Origin of the sequence: Stutzerimonas kunmingensis, from assembly GCF_032106285.1 — a bacterium.
GTDB classification, from domain to species: Bacteria; Pseudomonadota; Gammaproteobacteria; order Pseudomonadales; family Pseudomonadaceae; genus Stutzerimonas; species Stutzerimonas kunmingensis_B.
This window is the reverse complement of sequence record NZ_DAMCPO010000007.1, coordinates 21,155-40,144: the sequence shown is the minus strand read 5'-3', so window position 1 is coordinate 40,144 and position 18,990 is coordinate 21,155. Positions and strand designations below refer to the sequence as shown.

The 18,990-nt window shown below is 63.6% G+C and carries 13 protein-coding genes; 4 read left to right on the top strand and 9 right to left on the bottom strand.

Annotated elements, in window-relative coordinates:
- Positions 1-142: 142 nt before the first annotated feature.
- Genes RT582_RS07605 through RT582_RS07580 form a run of 6 tightly spaced genes read right to left on the bottom strand, consistent with a single transcriptional unit; the run spans position 143 to position 6,913 of the window.
- A complete protein-coding gene (locus RT582_RS07605) occupies positions 143-1,771 on the bottom strand; it encodes a BatD family protein (RefSeq protein WP_014820700.1) in 1,629 nt (542 codons plus the stop codon).
- The gene (locus RT582_RS07600; protein WP_014820699.1) at positions 1,768-3,492 is read right to left on the bottom strand and encodes a VWA domain-containing protein; all 1,725 of its coding nucleotides are present in this window, start codon (positions 3,490-3,492) and stop codon (positions 1,768-1,770) included. Before RT582_RS07600 ends, RT582_RS07605 begins: the two co-directional genes overlap by 4 nt.
- A complete protein-coding gene (locus tag RT582_RS07595; protein WP_313477053.1) occupies positions 3,489-4,508 on the bottom strand; it encodes a vWA domain-containing protein in 1,020 nt (339 codons plus the stop codon). The genes RT582_RS07600 and RT582_RS07595 overlap by 4 nt, the downstream gene beginning before the upstream one ends.
- Complete coding sequence (locus RT582_RS07590; protein ID WP_104097358.1) at positions 4,501-4,995, bottom strand: DUF4381 domain-containing protein; 495 nt, start codon at positions 4,993-4,995, stop codon at positions 4,501-4,503. The genes RT582_RS07595 and RT582_RS07590 overlap by 8 nt, the downstream gene beginning before the upstream one ends.
- Positions 4,992-5,954, bottom strand: coding sequence for a DUF58 domain-containing protein (locus tag RT582_RS07585; RefSeq protein WP_042925063.1), 963 nt, complete (start codon positions 5,952-5,954; stop codon positions 4,992-4,994). The genes RT582_RS07590 and RT582_RS07585 overlap by 4 nt, the downstream gene beginning before the upstream one ends.
- Positions 5,954-6,913 (bottom strand): AAA family ATPase, encoded by a 960-nt coding sequence (locus tag RT582_RS07580; protein ID WP_003298329.1) that lies wholly within the window; start codon positions 6,911-6,913, stop codon positions 5,954-5,956. Before RT582_RS07580 ends, RT582_RS07585 begins: the two co-directional genes overlap by 1 nt.
- A gap of 210 nt (positions 6,914-7,123) precedes the next feature.
- On the opposite strand from RT582_RS07580, the gene RT582_RS07575 reads away from it, so the two are divergent.
- Entirely contained in the window at positions 7,124-11,974 is a 4,851-nt protein-coding gene (locus tag RT582_RS07575) for an NAD-glutamate dehydrogenase (RefSeq protein ID WP_313477052.1), read from the top strand.
- Between the two features lie 147 nt (positions 11,975-12,121).
- Here the strand turns inward: RT582_RS07575 and RT582_RS07570 are convergent, their stop codons facing one another.
- A complete protein-coding gene (locus tag RT582_RS07570; protein WP_041754446.1) occupies positions 12,122-13,036 on the bottom strand; it encodes a DUF6685 family protein in 915 nt (304 codons plus the stop codon).
- A 158-nt stretch (positions 13,037-13,194) separates the two neighbouring features.
- Between RT582_RS07570 and RT582_RS07565 the strand changes: the two genes are divergently transcribed.
- Positions 13,195-13,416, top strand: coding sequence for a DUF2835 domain-containing protein (locus tag RT582_RS07565; RefSeq protein WP_003298332.1), 222 nt, complete (start codon positions 13,195-13,197; stop codon positions 13,414-13,416).
- 111 nt (positions 13,417-13,527) lie between these two features.
- Entirely contained in the window at positions 13,528-14,562 is a 1,035-nt protein-coding gene (locus RT582_RS07560; protein ID WP_313477051.1) for a quinone-dependent dihydroorotate dehydrogenase, read from the top strand.
- Between the two features lie 91 nt (positions 14,563-14,653).
- Here RT582_RS07560 and rmf read toward each other — a convergent pair whose 3' ends face one another.
- A complete protein-coding gene (gene rmf, locus RT582_RS07555) occupies positions 14,654-14,869 on the bottom strand; it encodes a ribosome modulation factor (RefSeq protein WP_003280740.1) in 216 nt (71 codons plus the stop codon).
- A 359-nt stretch (positions 14,870-15,228) separates the two neighbouring features.
- Here rmf and rlmKL point away from each other — a divergent pair, with 359 nt between their 5' ends.
- Entirely contained in the window at positions 15,229-17,409 is a 2,181-nt protein-coding gene (gene rlmKL, locus RT582_RS07550) for a bifunctional 23S rRNA (guanine(2069)-N(7))-methyltransferase RlmK/23S rRNA (guanine(2445)-N(2))-methyltransferase RlmL (RefSeq protein WP_313477050.1), read from the top strand.
- A 44-nt stretch (positions 17,410-17,453) separates the two neighbouring features.
- On the opposite strand, the gene dacB is transcribed toward rlmKL, so the two are convergent.
- On the bottom strand, positions 17,454-18,911 hold the full coding sequence (gene dacB / locus RT582_RS07545; RefSeq protein WP_313477049.1) for a D-alanyl-D-alanine carboxypeptidase/D-alanyl-D-alanine endopeptidase: 1,458 nt from the start codon (positions 18,909-18,911) through the stop codon (positions 17,454-17,456).
- Between the last annotated feature and the right edge of the window lie 79 nt (positions 18,912-18,990).

The window sequence follows — 18,990 nt, the reverse complement described above, 5'->3', positions numbered from 1 at the left end:
GGTAACCGTGCACGACGGATCAGGAGTGGTCTATGCCAAGCCTGAAGCAAGCGATATGCCAACGAGAAAGTGGTGCGCCATGCGGTGCCCGTGCACCGCGTTGTTCAGGCGCATCTGGTGTGAAGCGGTGCAGCGTTGCCGGTCAGCGTGGATACAGTGGTGGCAGGGCGCTGTGGTCCTGCTCGACACTCGGACTGGTCGCTGGAGGGAGCGTCTGGATAGCCTGCCACAGCGCCTCTCCCTGCCAACGCTGGCCGGCTTCGCTGTACAGCGCACCGTTGAGTCCGTCCAGCGCATCGGACAGCGGCACGAAGCGCGCAGCCATGTCGGCCAGCGTCTCCGGCTGTTGCCGCGCCCAGGCATCCAGCGCCTGGCGAGTGGCCTGCGAGTCGTTGGCCTGGCAGGCGCGACGCAGGTCGTCGAGCAGGCTGCGTGGGGTCGGGCCAGGCTGCAGTGCGCGCTGCACTGCGGGTTGCCGCCGCGCGTGTAGCCACAGACCGAAACCGGCGAGGGTGGACAGGGCGAAGAGCAGGGTACTCAGCTGCCAGGGCCACAGTAGCTGCTGCTCGGCAGGTAGTGGCGTTGCGGCCGGTTGCTCGGCGGGCGTCGGCGCGAGATTCGGATTATCGGCGACATTCAGGGGCCGTTCGTCCAGCGTGGTACGTTCTAGCCGGTCTTCCACGGTGTTCCACCAGACCACTTCCACGGCGGGTAGCTGCAACGCGCCGCTGCGCGTGGGAATCAGCGCCTCGCGCTGCTCGCGGCTACCGACCAGACCCGCGCCACTGACTTCGTTGGCCAGGATCGGTTGATCCGGGTAGCGGCGCAGGTCGGGGCTCTGGGCAGAACCGATGGCGGGCAACTGGGTGCTGGTCAGGCCTTCGGCCTTGAGCAACAGGCTGCGGGTGAGCGATTCGCCGGTCTGTGCCTGATCGGGCTCCGGGCTCCAGGCCTCGACCAGGGTCAGGCTGCGTGCCGGCAGCCAGGGCGCCGCGGCGGGGTAGTCCGCCGGTTTGCGCTTGACCGTCAGCGGGATGCTTGGTGACCTGACCTGCGTCGAGCGGCCCGAACGCGAGCCGAACAGCGGGTTGCTGCCATTGGTCACGGTGGTGGCGCTGAACAGTTGGGCAGGGATGGTCAGCTCGCCGGACTTCTGCGGGAACAGCGCATAGCGCACTTCGATGACGCCGTGGCGAATGCCGTTGATGGTTTTCTCGTAGGTGCGTGGCTCACCGAGCCGTTCGACCAGGGCTTCCGGCATCTGCAGCGGCGAGAGGGTGCTGTCGTCGTACAGCGAAACCGAATGATAGATGCGCAGGGTAAGAATCACCTGGGCCTGAACGTAAACGTTTTCCTGATCGACGCTGGCATCGATGAAGATCGGGGCCAGCTGGTCGCTTTCGGTATTTTTCAGCGATTCCTGGACCATCAATGTGATCGGCTCGCTGCGCCAGTCGCCCAGTTGCAGCGGAGGGATGATCACGTAGCCGGTCTGCTTCGGCCGCAGGGTAATCAACCAGCGTGTGATCGCATAGGCTTCGCCGTTGCTGCTGGAAAGCTGGTTGACCTGACGGGTGTCGAACACCTCGAACAATGGCTCCAGCGGCTGCAGGTCGGGCTTGCCGAATACCGTGCTGCCCTGGCTTTCCAGGCTCAGCTCCAGGGTTTCGTCAATGCTCAGCTGGGTGCGGTCAACCCGGGCGAACAGGCCGGCGGCTGCGGCCTGACCAGCAAGGAGGCCGAGCAGAAGAAAAGCCATCAGGCGCATCATCGATTGGTTTCCTGGTGCTTGCGTTGTTCGTAGAGGAATTTCCTTCGCAGCAGCTCGCCGGGATCGTCCGGAATCTGCCGCAACCATTGCTCCATCGCCTGTTGCCGTTCCTGCTCGGGGAGCGCCTCGTGTTGCGCCTGGGCCGCGCTGCCATCCATTTCTTCGGTCTCGGGCGTGGCTTCGGTTGTCGATGGCTGCGAGGCGCCGCTGGCTTCGCTGGACGGCTCGCCCTGGGCATCCTCCGGCGAAGGGGAATGGGCAGAGCCCGCTTCCTGTGATTGCGGCTGCTCGGGTTGCGGCAGTGGTTCTTCGGTTTGCTCGTCCTGCTGATTCTGTTCCTGCTCGGGCTCGGGCTGTTCCTGCTGGCGGCGCAGCAGCTCTTCGATCAGCGCCTTGTTGCGCTGCGCCGCCTGTAGATCAGGCTGCAGGTCCAGCGCCTGGTCATAGGCTTCGATGGCGGCGTCGAAGGCTTCGCTACGAGCCAGGGCATTGCCACGGTTGTAGTGATCGGCGGCCGTGTTGCCTTCGGCGAACAGTTCTGCCGCGCCGGCATAGTCGCCGGCCTGATAGCGGGCGGTGGCCTGCCAGCGGCGATCGGTGAAGCGCTCGGCGGCCTCGGCCGGCCGCTCCGCGTCCAGCAGGCGTTGGCCCTGCTGATCGCGACGTAGCCAGAGATCCTGTAGCTCGAAGGCATTGGCAGGCTGCGGCTGCAGCAGCAATAGCGGTAGGCAGAACAACCAGCCGCGGCGACCGGCGAGGGCGGCCAGCAAGAGCAGTGGCAACAGCAGCCAGTGCCCCTGATCCAGCCAGGCTTCCAGCCGCGTGATTTCATCGTCCTGGCGCAACGTGCCAGTTTGATCGAGCAGACCGAGGGCCGTCAGGTCGTCGTCACCCAGCCGCGCGCGCTGATAGCGCCCTCCCAGCTCGTTGGCCAGGCGTTGCAGTCTGGCGTTGTCCAGGCGCGGGATGAGGATTGCGCCTTGGGCATCCTTGATGAAACTGCCGTCCTTGCCGGCGATTGGCGCGCCTTGTTCGGTGCCGACGCCGAGTATCAGCAGTTGCTCGTTTCTGCCCTCCATCAGCGTGACGATGGCGCTGCGTTCGTGCTCGTCCAGGCTGCTGCCGATCAGCAGCAAGCGCCCGCGCCCCAGGCCAGCCTGCTCGAGCAGGGCGAGGCCTTTGGCCACGGCAAGGTCCGCGCGCTGGCCCTGCTCGGGCATCAGCGTCGGGTGCAGGGCGTCGAGCAGGTTGCGGGTGGTCGCCAGGTCATCGGATAGCGGCACCACGGTGTGGGCGCTGCCGGCGAATACCACGACGGCGGTCTGTACGTCCTGCCGGCGCTCGAGCAGATCCAGCAGCTTGCGCTTGGCCTGTTCCAGGCGAGTGGGTGGTGCGTCGCTGGCGAGCATCGATGGCGTGAGTTCCAGCAGCACCACCAGGGGATCGCTGCGCTTCATGCTCGGCTGTTCGAAGCGTTGCCAGCTGGGCCCGAGCAATGCGATGACCGCCAGCAGCCAGGCCAGGCCCAGCACCAGCCAGGGCAGGCGACTGTGGCGCAGTCGGCCACGGGTCAGCAAGGCGGCATGAAAGGCTTCCGGCAGAAGACGCTGCCAGCGCCCGACCTGCAACTGCCGATGCCAGAGCCGCCACAGCAGCCAGATCAGTAGCGGCAGGATGAGCAGCCAGTATGGCCGCAACAGATGGGGTAGCAGTTCGCTCATCGGCGCTGCTCCCGTCGCCAGGCCAGGCGTTGCAACTGTGCACTCCACAGGCTGGCCGCGACCATCAGCAGGCTGATCAGCAAAGCCGCCGACAGCGGCCAGATGTACAGGGCCTCGGCCACACGGGCCTGGGCTGGTTGCTGCGCTGCCGGCTCGAGACGATCCAGCGTATCGCCGATCGCCTTCAGCTCTGCGCTCGACGAGGCGCGGAAATACTCACCGCCGGTTTGCTCGGAAATGGCGCGCAGAGTCGGCTCGTCGAGGTCCAGGCCAGGGTTGAAACCGAAGCGGCTGAGCACGCCACCTTCTTCCGGCAAGGCGCCGATGCCGATGGTGTGGACCCGTACGCCTTCTTCGGCGGCCAGCGAGGCCGCCAGCAGTGGCTCGATTTCGCCACCGTTGTTGGCACCGTCGGTGATCAGTACCAGCACGCGACTGTTCGTCGGTCGCTCCCTGAGGCGTTTAACCGCCAGGCCGATGGCGTCCCCTATCGCAGTGTTGCTGCCGGCGATGCCAACCCGGGCTTCGTCCAGCCAGACTCGCACGGTGAGGCGATCGAAGGTCAGTGGCGCCTGCAGATAGGCCTTGCTGCCGAAGAGAATCAGGCCGACGCGATCGCCACGACGCTCCTCGATGAAGTCGCCGAGCAGCACCTTGACCAGTTCCAGCCGCGTCAGCTCCTCGTCCTGCCACTGCATGTCGGGGTAATCCATCGAGCCGGAGACGTCCACTGCCAGCAGCAGATCGCGGCCGCTGGTGGGCAGCGGCAGTGGTTCACCCAGCCACTGGGGGCGTGCTGCGGCGAACAGCAGCAACAGCCAGATGGTCAGGTAGGGCAGTTGCTGGCGCCAGGCAGGCAGGGCGACACGCGCGCGCCGGCCGGACAGCTGCTGCAGTTCGTCGAGGAAGCTGACCTTCAGCGCGGCTTCGCCGCTATCGGCCGGCGGCAGCAGTGCGCGCAGCAGCCAGGGCAGCGGTAGCAGCAGGAAGACCCAGGGCCAGGCCAGTTCAAACATGCTTGCGGATCCAGATGTCGACGGCCTGTTCGAGCCCGTCGATTGCCTTGTCGTCGAGGCGGCACTCGGCCCGGTAGGCACCTTCGACAAGAATCATCCAGCGGGTCAGCCCGGCGGCCGGGCAGCGGTTGTCGAGAAAGGCCAGCCACGCACGCCCACTGAGTGTGTGCGGGTGGTCGTTGGGATAACGAATGCGACAGAGCCGCTTGAGCAGCCCATTGAGTTGTTGCAGCCACTGGCTGGCCGGTTGCCCGCCGTAGGGTTTGCTCAAGCGCGAAAGCTCGATGAGCGCCTCCTGACGCTGCGGTTCCAGCGGTGGCTCCGGCTGCACACGGGGCTTGCGCCTGAGCAGCCGGTGACGAAGTCGCCAGAGCAAGCCAAGCGCCATCAGCAGCACCAGGCCGAGCAGCCACCAGCCCGGCGCTGGAGGCCACCAGCTGATCGGCTCGGGGCTGATCAGCGGAGCCAGTTGATCGAGCGGATTCATCGCCGTGCGCTCGGATGGCGGACGCTCAGGTGCTCGCGCAACTGCTCGACCAGATCGTGCTGGGTATCCAGCGGCATCAGCGGCACCCGCAGGCGATCGGCCAGACGCTGCCAGCGGGCGCTGCGCGCCTCGCCCTGCTCGCGGTAGCGCTGACGCAGATCCGCATCCTGGGTATCCAGTTCAAGCCGCGCATTGCCTTCGCTGAAGCGTAGCAGGCCGGCCGCGGGCAGGGCGTGATCCAGTGGATCGAACAGCGGCAGCAACAGCAGGTCGACATGGCGCGCGAGCAGGCTGAGCTGCTGCTCGGCGGCATCGGTGAGGGTGCGCTCGTCGCAGAGAATCACCGACAGACTGCCCGGACGCAGCACTTCCCGTGCCCGGCGCAGGGCCATGCTGAAAGCGTCGGGGTCGATCGGGTTGTCTGGCTGCAGGCGATTGTTGGCGCGGGTGACGCGATCCAGCAGCTGCAGCAGGCTCTGCTTGCTGCGCCGTGGCTTGATTTCCTGACGCTCATCGCCGAACACCAGCCCGCCAACCCGATCATTGTGGCTGAGCGCCGCCCAGCCGATCAGGCTCGCCGCCTGCGCCGCCAGCACCGACTTGAACAGTCGGCCGCTGCCGAAGAACAGTCGCGGGCTCTGCTCGACCACGATATAGATCGGCCGCTCGCGTTCTTCATGGAACAGCTTGGTGTGCGGCTCCTGGGTGCGTGCGGTGACGCGCCAGTCGATGGTGCGCACGTCGTCGCCGGGCTGATAGATGCGAACCTGGTCGAAATCCACACCACGCCCGCGCAGCTTGGAATGATGCAGCCCGACCAGCGGGCTGCGGCGATGCGGTGTGGAAAACAGCGGCACTTCACGGACGCGATGACGCATATCGATGAGTTCGGCCAGGCTCACACGGATACCGGAGCCCTGCTCGGTTGGCTGCCCGGCGGCGGAAGCCTGCGGTTGCATCAGGCCACCGCTACCACGTCGAGAATGCGCTGGATGACCCGGTCCTGATCAATGCCGGCGGCTTCTGCCTCGAAGGAGAGAATCAGGCGGTGACGCAGTACATCGAAAAGCATCGCCTGTATGTCCTCGGGGCTGACGAAATCGCGTCCGGCCAGCCAGGCATGGGCACGGGCGCAGCGATCCAGCGAGATCGAACCGCGCGGACTCGCACCATAGGCTATCCATTCGGCCAGTTCGGCATCGAACTTGGCCGGGGTACGCGTGGCCATGACCAGCTGCACCAGGTATTCCTCCACCGCATCGGCCATGTACAGGCCGAGGATGTCCTTGCGCGCGGCGAAGATCGCCTGCTGGCTGACCCGATGTTCCGGCGCCGCCTCGCCATTGATCGCCTCGCCACGGGCCTGCTGCAGGATGCGTCGTTCCACCGAGGCGTCGGGGAAGCCGATCTTCACGTGCAGCAGGAAGCGGTCGAGCTGTGCTTCGGGCAGGGGGTAGGTGCCTTCCTGCTCGATCGGGTTCTGTGTCGCCATCACCAGAAACAGCGGCGGCAGGTCATAGGTGCTGCGGCCGACGCTGACCTGGCGCTCGGCCATGGCTTCGAGCAGCGCCGATTGCACCTTGGCCGGCGCGCGATTGATTTCGTCCGCGAGCACCAGGTTGTGGAAGATAGGCCCCTGCTGGAAGACGAAGCTGCCGGTCTCCGGGCGATAGATTTCGGTACCGGTGATGTCGGCGGGCAGTAGGTCGGGGGTGAACTGGATTCGATGGAACTCCGCCTCCAGGCCTTCGGCGAGCTCCTTGATGGCCCGGGTCTTGGCCAGGCCCGGCGCCCCTTCGACGAGCATGTGGCCGTCGGCGAGCAGGGCGATCAGCAGGCGTTCGATCAGCCGTTCCTGCCCCAGGATCTGGGTGGACAGGAACTGTCGCAGCGCGATTATCGATTCACGGTGATCCATCGTTTCGAGTCTTCCAGGTGGGCGGCAAATCGGCTGGCGCGGCGGGCAGAGACGCCGGCTGCTATTGGCTGCTACAGACAGTCGCAGGCGACTGCAGGAGAAGCGCCACTTTACTGCATTAACCCTCGACTAGACTAACCTTGAACCTTCGACCTGTGCCGTCAGTCACTACCGACGTCTCTTTCCCCAGCAAGCCAAGCGGAGCCATACATGGCGTTCTTTTCAGCGGCCAGCAAGGCCGACTTTCAGCAGCAATTGCAGACAGCGTTAGCGCAACACGTAGACCCGAAAATCCTGCCGCAACTGAGCCTGTTCGCCGAACAGTTCTTCGGCATCGTCGCGCTGCCCGAACTCACCGAACGGCGCATGAGCGATCTGGTCGGCTCGACACTGGCCAGCTGGCGCCTGCTGGAGCGCTTCGATCCCGCCAAACCCGAGGTGCAGGTATTCAACCCCGACTTCGAGAAGCACGGCTGGCAATCGACCCACAGCGTGGTCGAGGTGCTGCATCCGGACATGCCGTTCCTGGTCGATTCAGTGCGCATGGAGCTGACGCGCCGCGGCTACAGCATCCATACCCTGCAAACCAGCGTGCTGCAGGTGCGTCGCGGGGCCGACGGCAGCTTGTTGGAGTTGCTGCCCAAGGACGAGCGCGCCGCTGACAGCCACGCCGAATCGTTGATCTTCGTCGAGATCGATCGCTGCGCCAGTCCGACGGCCCTGCGCGAGCTCGAGCAGTCACTGCTGGGTGTGCTGGCTGATGTGCGTCAGGTGGTGGGTGACTTTGCGGCGATGAAGGGCAAGGCGGTCGAGCTGCAAGGGCGTCTGGAGCAGGTCAACCTGAGCATCAACGGCGACGAGCTGGACGAGATTCGCGACTTCATGCGCTGGCTGGCGGACGACCATTTCACCTTCCTCGGCTACGAAGAGTTCTCCGTGCAGGAACAGGCCGAGGGCGGGCGCATCGTCTATGACGAAAGCTCGCTGCTGGGTCTGTCGCGCAGCATGCGCACCGGGCTTTCCGAGGAGGAGCAATCGCTCACCGCCCAATCGGTCAGCTACCTGCGTGAGCCGCTGCTGCTGTCGTTCGCCAAGGCGGCCATGCCCAGTCGCGTGCACCGTCCGGCTTACCCTGACTTCGTCTCGGTGCGTGAATTCGATGACGAGGGGCGGGTGGTTCGCGAATGCCGCTTCCTCGGCCTGTTCACCTCGTCGGTCTACACCCAGAGCGTGCGACGCATCCCGTTCATCCGCAGCAAGGTCGAGACGGTCGTGCAGCGCGCCAATTTCGGTAGCTCCGCGCATCTGGCCAAGGAGCTGGTGCAGGTTCTCGAGGTGCTGCCGCGTGACGAGCTGTTCCAGGCGCCAATCGACGAGCTGTTCGAAAACGCCATCGCCATCGTGCAGATCCAGGAGCGCAATCGGCTGCGGCTGTTCCTGCGTTTCGACCCCTATCGGCGTTTCTGCTACTGCCTGGTGTACGTGCCGCGTGACAGTTACTCCACCGAGACACGGCTGAAAATCCAGCAGGTGCTGCAGGAGCGGCTCGAAGCCAGCGACTGCGAGTTCTCCACCTATTTCTCCGAATCGGTGCTGACGCGCGTGCAGTTCATCCTGCGTCTGGACCCCAGTCGCGCGCTGCAGGTGGATACGGTGCGCCTGGAGCAGGAAGTGCTGCAGGCCTGCCGTACCTGGCAGGACGATTACCAGAGCCTGGTGGTCGAGCGCTTCGGCGAGGCCAGGGGCACCCATCTGCTCAGCGAGTTTCCGAAAGGTTTCCCGGCCGGCTACCGCGAGCGCTTCTCGCCGCAATCGGCCACCGTCGACATGCAGCATGTGCTCGACCTCAGCGAGGAACGCCCGCTGGTGATGAGCTTCTATCAGCCGATCACGGCTGAAGAGAACCGCCTGCACTGCAAGCTCTACCACCTGAATACACCGCTGCCGCTGTCGGACATCCTGCCGATCATGGAGAACCTGGGGCTGCGGGTGCTCGGCGAGTTTCCGTTTCGGTTGCGTGACCGCAGCGGCCGCGAGTACTGGATACACGACTTCGCCTTCACTTATGCCGAAGGTCTGGAAATCGACCTGCTGGAGATCAACGAGGCGCTGCAGGATGCGTTCATCCATATCTACGGCGGCTTTGCCGAGAACGATGGATTCAACCGTCTGGTGCTGACCGCCGGGTTGGCCTGGCGGGAAGTGGCGCTGCTGCGCGCCTATGCGCGCTATCTCAAGCAGATTCGCATGGGCTTCGACCTTGGCTATATTGCCAGCGCGCTGCTCAACCACACGGATATCGCCCGCGAGCTGGTGCGGCTGTTCAAGATGCGCTTCTACCTGGCGCGCAAGCTCGGTGACGAGGATCTGGCAGACAAGCAGCAACGGCTGGAACAGGCGATTCTCACAGCGCTGGATGAGGTGGCGGTACTCAACGAGGACCGGATTCTGCGGCGCTATCTGGCGCTGATTCAGGCCACCCTGCGAACCAACTTCTATCAGCCGGATGCCAACGGCAAACCCAAGTCGTATTTCAGCTTCAAGCTCGATCCGCGCTCGATCCCGGAGATGCCGCGCCCGGCACCGATGTACGAGATATTCGTCTATTCGCCACGGGTCGAGGGCGTGCACCTGCGCGGCGGCAAGGTGGCGCGTGGCGGGTTGCGCTGGTCCGACCGTGAAGAGGACTACCGCACCGAAGTGCTCGGCCTGGTCAAGGCGCAGCAGGTGAAGAATGCGGTAATCGTTCCCGGCGGCGCGAAAGGCGGTTTCGTGCCGCGTCGTCTGCCTACCAGTGGCACGCGGGATGATATTCAGGCCGAAGCGATCGCCTGCTATCGCATTTTCATCAGTGGCCTGCTCGACATCACCGATAACCTGCATGAAGGCCAGGTCGTTCCGCCCGCCAATGTACTGCGCTATGACGGTGACGATCCCTATCTGGTGGTCGCTGCGGACAAGGGCACAGCGAGCTTTTCGGACATCGCCAACGGCATCGCCGCCGAATACGACTTCTGGCTCGGCGACGCCTTTGCCTCGGGCGGCTCGGCAGGCTACGACCACAAGAAGATGGGCATCACCGCGCGCGGCGCCTGGGTTTCGGTGCAGCGGCACTTCCGTGAGCGCGGCATAAACGTGCAGACCGACGTGATCAGCGTCATCGGCATCGGTGACATGGCTGGCGATGTGTTCGGCAACGGTCTGCTGATGTCCGAAACCCTGCAGCTGGTGGCCGCGTTCAACCATCTGCATATTTTCATCGACCCCAATCCCGATCCTGCGCGCAGTTTCATCGAGCGCAAGCGCCTGTTCGACCTGCCGCGCTCGTCATGGACCGATTACGACGTGTCGCTGATCTCGGAAGGCGGTGGCATCTTCCCGCGTTCGGCCAAGCGAGTCGCGATCACGCCACAGATGAAAGAGCGCTTCGCCATCGAGGCGGATCAGCTGACTCCAGCCGAGCTGATCCACGCGCTGCTCAAGGCGCCGGTGGACCTGCTATGGAATGGCGGTATCGGTACCTATGTGAAGAGCGGCGGCGAAAGCCACGCCGAAGTCGGCGACAAGGCCAACGATGCGGTGCGGGTCAATGGCGCCGATCTACGAGCCAAGGTGGTGGGCGAGGGCGGCAACCTCGGCATGACCCAGCTGGGGCGCGTCGAGTACGCGCTGCATGGCGGATCGAGCAATACCGACTTCATCGACAATGCCGGCGGCGTCGATTGCTCGGATCATGAAGTGAACATCAAGATCCTGCTCAATGAGGTGGTCAGCGCTGGCGACATGACCGCCAAGCAGCGCGATCAACTGCTGTTCGAAATGACCGACGCGGTGGCCGAGCTGGTGCTGCAGAACAACTACAAGCAGACCCAGGCGCTGTCCCAGGCGCAGCATCGCTCGCGGGAGCGGGCCGCCGAGTATGTTCGGTTGATCAATGCGCTGGAGGCGGCGGGGCAGCTCGACCGCGCGCTCGAGTTCCTGCCCAGCGATGACGCCCTAACCGAGCGCGCCAGCATCGGCAAGGGGCTGACCCGGCCGGAGCTGTCGGTTCTGATTTCCTACAGCAAGATCGAACTGAAGAAAGCGCTGCTGGATTCGCGCGTGCCGGACGACGACTACCTCGCCCGCGAAATGGAAAGTGCCTTCCCGCAGCAACTGAGCGAGCGTTTCCACGATGCCATGCTGCAACATCGCCTCAAGCGCGAAATCGTCGCTACCCAGATTGCCAACGATCTGGTCAACAACATGGGCATCACTTTCGTTCAGCGCCTGAACGAGGCGACGGGCATGAGTGCGGCGAATGTCGCCGGAGCCTACGTGATCGTGCGCGACATCTTCCATCTGCCTCACTGGTTCCGGCAGATCGAGGCGCTGGATCACAAGGTACCGGCGGAGCTGCAGTTGGCCTTGATGGATGAGCTGATGCGTCTGGGCCGCCGCGCGACGCGCTGGTTCCTGCGCAATCGTCGTAGCGAGCTGGATGCCGCACGCGACGTCGCGCACTTTGGCCCGCGGGTCGCTGCCCTTGGTCTAAAGCTCGATGAACTGCTGCAAGGCTCGACGCGTGACCGCTGGCAGGAGCGCTATAAGCGTTACACCGAAGCCGGGGTGCCGGAGCTGCTGGCGCGCATGGTGGCCGGTACCAGCCATCTGTACACGCTGCTGCCGATTCTGGAGGCCGCTGACGAAACTGGCCAGGTGCCTGCGCTGGTGGCGGCAACCTACTTCGCCGTCGGTGGTGCGCTGGAGCTTCCCTGGTATCTGCAGCTGCTCACCAACCTGCCGGTTGCCAACAACTGGCAGGCCCTGGCGCGTGAAAGCTTCCGCGACGACCTCGACTCACAGCAGCGCAGCATCACGGTATCGGTGCTGCAGATGGAGAACGGTCCGGAGGCGATCAGCGAGCGGGTCGACGCCTGGTTGTCTCAACGACCAGTTTTAATGGAGCGCTGGCGCTCGATGCTGGCCGAGCTGCGCGGCGCCAGCGGCACCGACTACGCCATCTATGCAGTCGCCAGCCGCGAGCTGCAGGGGCTGGCGCAGTCGGTAGGGCATGGCTGACGAGGTCTTGCGGCTTCGTCCGTGGACGATCCGTCCGCGGCAGAGGCCGCGCCGTTAATGCGGCGCAACTGAAAAACGCACTGCCCTCGGGCGGTGCGTTTTTTTAGCGGATGGGTGTTTGCGCAGTGAGTCCGTGGCGGTAAACGCTCAGTCCTGCGCAGGCAGTCCGACCTTGAAGCGAGTGATCTGCGGCAGATCGCGCAGGTAGCGGATCAGGTCAGGTGCGCCTGCCAGTTTCAGCCCCTCGCCAATGGCATTGGCTGTGGGGTCACGCTTCTCCAGCAACAGCAACTCGGAATTGCTGGCATCGCGCAGTAGTGTCAAGCGGGCATAGGGAACCTGGCTGTCGAGCAGCATGGCCATGAATTCACGGTCGCTCCAGGCCTGAGCAGGCATTGTCACGGCGTGGTAGTCAGCGTCCAGCGCGTGAACACCGGAGCGGTCGAGGCGGTAATCGGTGACCTCCGCCGGCAGCATGACTTCCAGGCCGCGCAAGCGCGCGTAGGCCACGGCGCAGGCAAAGGCTTCCAGATGGTGTTCGCCGGCCCAATAAAGCCGCTCCCCGAGCCAGCTGGCCTGGCGAACATCGATCGCTGCCCCCTTGTCGAAGCCGGGCAAGGCGGTACCGAGTGCTCGAAGAAAATCCTTGTAGCTGATGATTCGTACCTGTCGACAACCCGCCGTGCTGGAAAAGGCTTCGAAGGTCGGGTAACTCGGTTCATTTTTGCGCTGCCCGCCGAAGCCGTCGATCTGCCGCAGGTCGAGCCGTGACCGGGTGCAATCCTTGCTGATCAAGCGGGTCAGCGCAGCATGGGCACGGGCCTTGTCTTCCTGCACCGGACCGGAGAGCGCACCACGTGGCAGCTCCAGCAAGCGTTGCAGGCAGGGGCCATCGTTCCAGAAAATGCTGGGCTCAGGCTCGGGTAGGCGGGAAAAGGGCAGCTGCAGGCTGCTGGCGCGATCCTGAATGGGAAGCGAAGCCTTGGAGCGCAGCCCGAGGCGTTGCGCAAGTCGTGCGATTTGAGAAGTCAGTGAAGGCATTGGCTCGGGCAGGCTCATCATGATGCTTGAGCTCTCAGGGCTACGGCCGAAGTGTGGCAGACCCGTGTCATTTGCGCACGGGCTTTGCGCCACCCGTAGCGCTGGCCTGCGTCACAGCCTTGGGCAAAGATCGCGTGTCGATGTGGCAATATCGCTGAATAGATCACTGAGGAGCCTCCATGCCAAATCTGGTACTGGATATCGCGCTGTCCGCCGAACGAATGAAGGCGGTCTACCAGGGCCATGCGAATCGAGTCCTGATTCGAAGTCGCGACGGCACGCGAGTCAGCTTGCCGGCGCATCATCTGCGCCCGTTTCTGACCCACGAAGGGATATATGGTTCCTTCGAGCTCGAATTCGCTGAGCAGGGACAATTGCTGCGTTTGCGGCGTCTGCAATGAACCCGTCGGTCGGTGCGCTCGACCGGCCTATTTCCTCACTGGCGGCAGCGGCTGAAGCCCTCTCGGGCTGCTATACTCCGCGTCCACATTTACCGAGACCTTAGGCTGCGTATGTATAACCTGGCCCGCCAGCTATTGTTCAAGTTATCTCCGGAAACTTCCCATGAACTTTCCCTCGAGCTGATTGGCGCCGGTGGCCGTCTCGGGCTCAATGCAATGCTCGGCAAAGCGCCAGCAAGTCTTCCTGTTCACGTGATGGGGCTCGATTTCCCCAATCCAGTCGGCCTGGCAGCAGGGTTGGACAAGAACGGCGAAGCCATTCGCGGAATGTCGCAGCTGGGCTTCGGTTTCATCGAAGTGGGAACCGTGACGCCGCGCCCGCAGCCAGGCAACCCCAAGCCACGGATATTCCGCCTGCCCGAGGCCGAGGCGATCATCAATCGCATGGGTTTCAATAACCATGGTGTAGATGCGCTGCTGGCTCGGGTAGAGGCCGCCGGGTTCAAGGGCGTCCTCGGTATCAACATCGGCAAGAATTTCGATACCCCTGTCGAGCGCGCCGAGGAGGACTACCTGCTCTGCCTGGACAAGGTCTATCACCACGCAAGCTACGTCACCGTCAACGTTAGTTCGCCGAACACGCCTGGCTTGCGCAGCCTGCAGTTCGGCGACTCGCTCAAGCATTTGCTCGATGCGTTGCGACTGCGCCGTGAGGATCTGGAGATCATGCATGGCAAGCGCGTGCCGCTTGCGATCAAGATCGCTCCGGACATGACCGACGAAGAAACCGCTCTGGTGGGCGAGGCGGTATTCCAGGCCGGGATGGACGCGATCATCGCCACCAACACTACCCTTGGCCGAGAAGGCGTTGCCGGCTTGGCTCATGCTGACGAAGCTGGTGGCCTGTCTGGTGCGCCCGTTCGGGAGAAGAGCACGCACACGGTCAGGGTGCTGGCACAGACGCTAGGCGGACGGCTGCCGATCATTGCCGTGGGCGGCATCACCGAGGGCAGGCACGCGGCAGAGAAGATCGAGGCGGGTGCCAGCCTGGTTCAGTTGTATTCAGGTTTCATCTACAAGGGACCGGCATTGATCCGCGAGGCGGTGGATGCCATCGCGGCGCTGCGTTCAAAAGCGCATTCATGATCGCCCGGAAGGGGCTCCTGTTGGGAGCCCCTGGGCTTCTCGCCCGCCGCCCGGGTGGGACGCGCTATATCAAGTCGGGTGGATCGGTGAATTAGCCGACCGCGTGAAGTTCGTTGAGTCTATGCAGACCGGCCGTGCCGGTCAGACCATCCCAGTTGTCGCCGCGACCCTCCCGCCAGCCGTTAATCCAGGCTTGGCGAACATTGGGATGGGAAAAAGGACAGAGGTCGCGAGATTTGCCATGTATGCCGTGCTGATAACCGCGTAGAAATGCTCGTTCCATCGGATCACGCTTGAGTCTTCTCATTGGGTATTGCCCTCAGTGGTTGACTGGTGTTCCTGTGGCCTCATGGCGAGACCGGGCAGATAGACTGCCAATGAAGCGCGCTGCCGGCGTGGCGCGCTTCGCCGGCACCATTGCGATGTCGGCCTGAGGTGAGTTCTAACGCAATGCTGAAGACGCTGGAATGATCGTTTTGTCATAAGTAGGTAACGAATCTATGGTTCTACCCATAAGCCTGAAAGGGCAAGGGATGCGAAGTGCACTGCTTGGCCACTTCTGCATGATTGCAACCATGATGTTTGTAACCTCTTTCTAATTTTCTTTGCTGGGCCTGTTCCGACGAAAGGGTCGCGACGGTCCGAAGCACCTTTTGTGGAAACTCCATGACCGACCGCCATGAACTGATCCTGACCTGTCCCAAGGGACTCGAAGGCCTGCTGCTCGAGGAAGCCACCGCGCTTGGACTGGAGGAGAGTCGCGAGCAGACATCCGCGATTCGCGGCTTCGGTACGCTGGAGGTGGCCTACCGGCTCTGCCTATGGTCGCGCCTGGCCAATCGCGTGCTGCTGGTGATCAGCCGCTTTCCCACTGTAGACGCCGAGACGCTTTACCAAGGGGTTCACGCCGTCGACTGGGCTGACCATCTGCAGCCTGCCGGCAGCCTGGCAGTGGAGTTCAGTGGTCGTGGCTCGGGCATCGACAACACCCATTTCGGTGCGCTCAAGGTCAAGGACGCCATCGTGGATCGGCTGCGAACCGCATCTGGCGAGAGGCCCAGCATCGACAAGCTCGATCCTGATCTGCGCGTGCATCTGCGCCTCGACAAGGGGCAAGCGGTGCTTTCGCTCGACCTCTCCGGGCACAGCCTGCACCAGCGTGGCTATCGACTGCAGCAGGGTGCAGCGCCGCTCAAGGAAAACCTTGCTGCCGCGATCCTGATGCGTGCCGGCTGGCCACGTATCGCCGCTGCTGGTGGCGCGTTGACAGATCCCATGTGCGGCGTCGGCACCTTTCTTGTCGAAGGGGCGATGATGGCGGCGGACATCGCGCCGAACCTCAAGCGCGAGCGTTGGGGTTTCAGTGCCTGGCTGGGGCACGTACCCGCGCTGTGGTCGCGACTGCATGCCGAAGCTCAGGCACGGGCAGAGGTTGGCTTGGCCAAGCCGCCCTTATGGATTCGCGGCTATGAGGCCGATCCGCGGCTGATCCAGCCGGGACGCAACAACATCGAACGCGCTGGGCTGGCCGGCTGGATTAAGGTCTACCAGGGTGATGTCGGCGACTTCGAGCCGCGCCCGGACCAGAATCAGAAGGGCTTGGTGATCTGCAATCCGCCCTATGGTGAGCGCCTCGGCGACGAGGCGAGCCTTCTCTATCTCTACCAGAACCTCGGCGAACGCCTGCGCCAGGCCTGCCTGGGCTGGGAAGCCGCGGTATTCACCGCCGCGCCGGATCTCGGCAAGCGCATGGGCATCCGCAGTCACAAGCAGTACGCGTTCTGGAACGGTGCGCTGCCGTGCAAGCTGCTGCTGATCAAGGTCGAGCTGGATCAGTTCGTGACAGGTCAGCGCGGCGCCGGCCATGAGGAACATTTACAGCAGCAGGCGCCGGTCGAGCAGGCACGCCTCAGCGAAGGCGGGCAGATGTTCGCCAATCGCCTACAGAAGAATCTGCGTCAGCTCGGCAAATGGGCGCGTCGTGAGGGTATCGAATGCTACCGGCTATACGACGCGGATATGCCTGAGTACGCCCTGGCGATCGATCTGTACGGTGACTGGGTGCACGTGCAGGAGTATGCGCCGCCGCGCTCCATCGATCCGGAGAAGGCCCAGGTGCGCCTGCTCGATGCATTGGCTGCCATACCGCAAGCACTGGGCATTCCACGCGAGAAGGTGGTGGTAAAGCGCCGCGAGCGCCAGACGGGAACGCGCCAGTATGAGCGTCAGGCCAGTCAGGGCGAGTTTCTCGAAGTGACCGAGGGCGGCGTCAAGCTGCTGGTGAATCTCACCGATTATCTGGATACCGGCCTGTTCCTCGATCATCGCCCATTGCGCCTTCGCATTCAGCGTGAAGCGGCCGGCAAGCGTTTCCTCAACCTGTTCTGCTATACCGCAACCGCCACGGTTCATGCGGCCAAAGGTGGTGCGCGCAGCACGACCAGCGTCGACCTGTCGAAAACCTATCTGGACTGGGCGCGTCGCAATCTCTCGTTGAATGGCCTTTCGGATCGCCAGCGCCTGGAACAGGGCGACGTGATGGCCTGGCTGGAAGAAGACCGTGGTGAGTACGACCTGATCTTCATCGACCCGCCGACGTTCTCCAATTCCAAGCGCATGGAAGGTGTGTTCGACGTACAGCGGGACCACCAGGCGCTGCTCGATCTGGCGATGGCTCGATTGGCGACGGGCGGAGCGCTGTATTTCTCCAACAACTTCCGCAAATTCGTGCTGGATGCCAGCCTGAGCGACCGCTATGCCGTAGAGGAAATCAGCAGCGCAACGCTGGACGAGGATTTCCGTCGTAATCCCCGGATCCACCGCGCCTGGAAATTCCACGCGCGGTGATCATCCGGTGATATAGGCGGGCCGTTCGGCCTGCCTGAGTCACATCAGCGTTGTGCGGTGTTCTGGTTGCGCTGACCGTAGAGGCTGACCAGCACCTGATCGAGAATCGAGGCTGCGCCCCATGGGCGGGGATGGTTCAGGATCGCCACGACTGCCCAGACATTGCCGTCGCCGTCACGGCTGTAACCTGCGATGGCGCGCACGGTGTTCAGGGTTCCCGTCTTGAGGTGCGCCTTGCCGGCGACAGGCGTATTGCGCAGGCGCTTGCGCATGGTGCCGTCCACGGCGGCTAATGGCATCGACGAAATGAACTCGGCCGAGTAAGGGCTGCGCCAGGCGGCCTGCAGCAAGCTCCCCAGCTCGCGTGCGCTGACGCGTTCGGCGCGGGAAAGCCCGGAGCCGTTCTCGATCACCAGATGCGGCGAGATAAGCCCCTTCTTGGCCAGCCACTGGCGGATGACCCGCTGTGCCGCTTTGGCGTCATCGGCATCCGCCTCGTTACGGAATTCGGCGCCGAGGCTTAGAAACAGCTGCTTGGCCATGGTGTTGTTGCTGTACTTGTTGATGTCTCGAATGATCTCGGTGAGATCCGGCGAATAGGCCCTCGCCAGCAGTCTTGCTTTGTCTGGCACCTGGGCCACACGGTCGATGCCGAGAATGCTGCCGCCGAGCTCGGCCCAGATAGCACGCACCGCGCCGGCGGCATAGCGCTGGTGATCGAGCAGTGAAAGGTAGGTCTGTGCGCTGCAGCCGTCGGCGAGTTTGCCGGTGACCACGACGGTCACGCCATCCCCATCCCCAACCGGGTTGTAGAGCACGTCCGGCCAGCCTGGGCATTTGCCTGCGGGCAGCGCTTTGACCCGGTTGTCTATTCGAATGCTGGCGATCGGCGGCTCGACTGCGATATTCACCTTTCCGCCATCGTTGCGGACGATGAAGCGCAGCGCCTTGAGGTTGACCAATAGTGAGTCGGGACCAACTAGAAAGGGCTTGTTCTTGTCATTGCCGTCGTCATCGAAGACGGGCAGGTCGGGCTGGACGAAATGGCTGCGATCGAGCACCAGGTCGCCAGTGACCTTGGTAACTCCGTTGGCACGCAAATCTCGCAGCAGCAGCCAGAGCTTCTCCATGTTCAGTTTCGGGTCGCCGCCGCCCTTGAGGTAGAGATTGCCGTTGAGGGTGCCGTCCACCAGCGGGCCGTCGGCATAGAACTCGGTCTTCCACTGGTGGTTGGGGCCGAGCAGTTCGAGGGCGGCGTAGGTGGTAACCAGCTTCATGGTCGAGGCGGGGTTGACCGATACGTCGGCGTTGACGAACGTCGGCGCGGCGTCACCGGTCAGTGGCAGCATGACTACGGACAGTGCGTCGCTGCTGATCTTGTTGGCCTTCAGTGCCTGTTCGACGCGCGGTGGCAGTGTCTGGTTCACCCCGGCGGCCTGGGCTGGCAGAGTCAAGGGCAGGGCGAAGATGGCTAAGGTGATGCCGCGGAGGATGGAGCTCATCGTACGAGCGCCTCTGGGCAAACACAGGGGGCTGCTGGCGGTTTGATTTGACATGTGTTTCCCACTGCTCTTAGGGAAC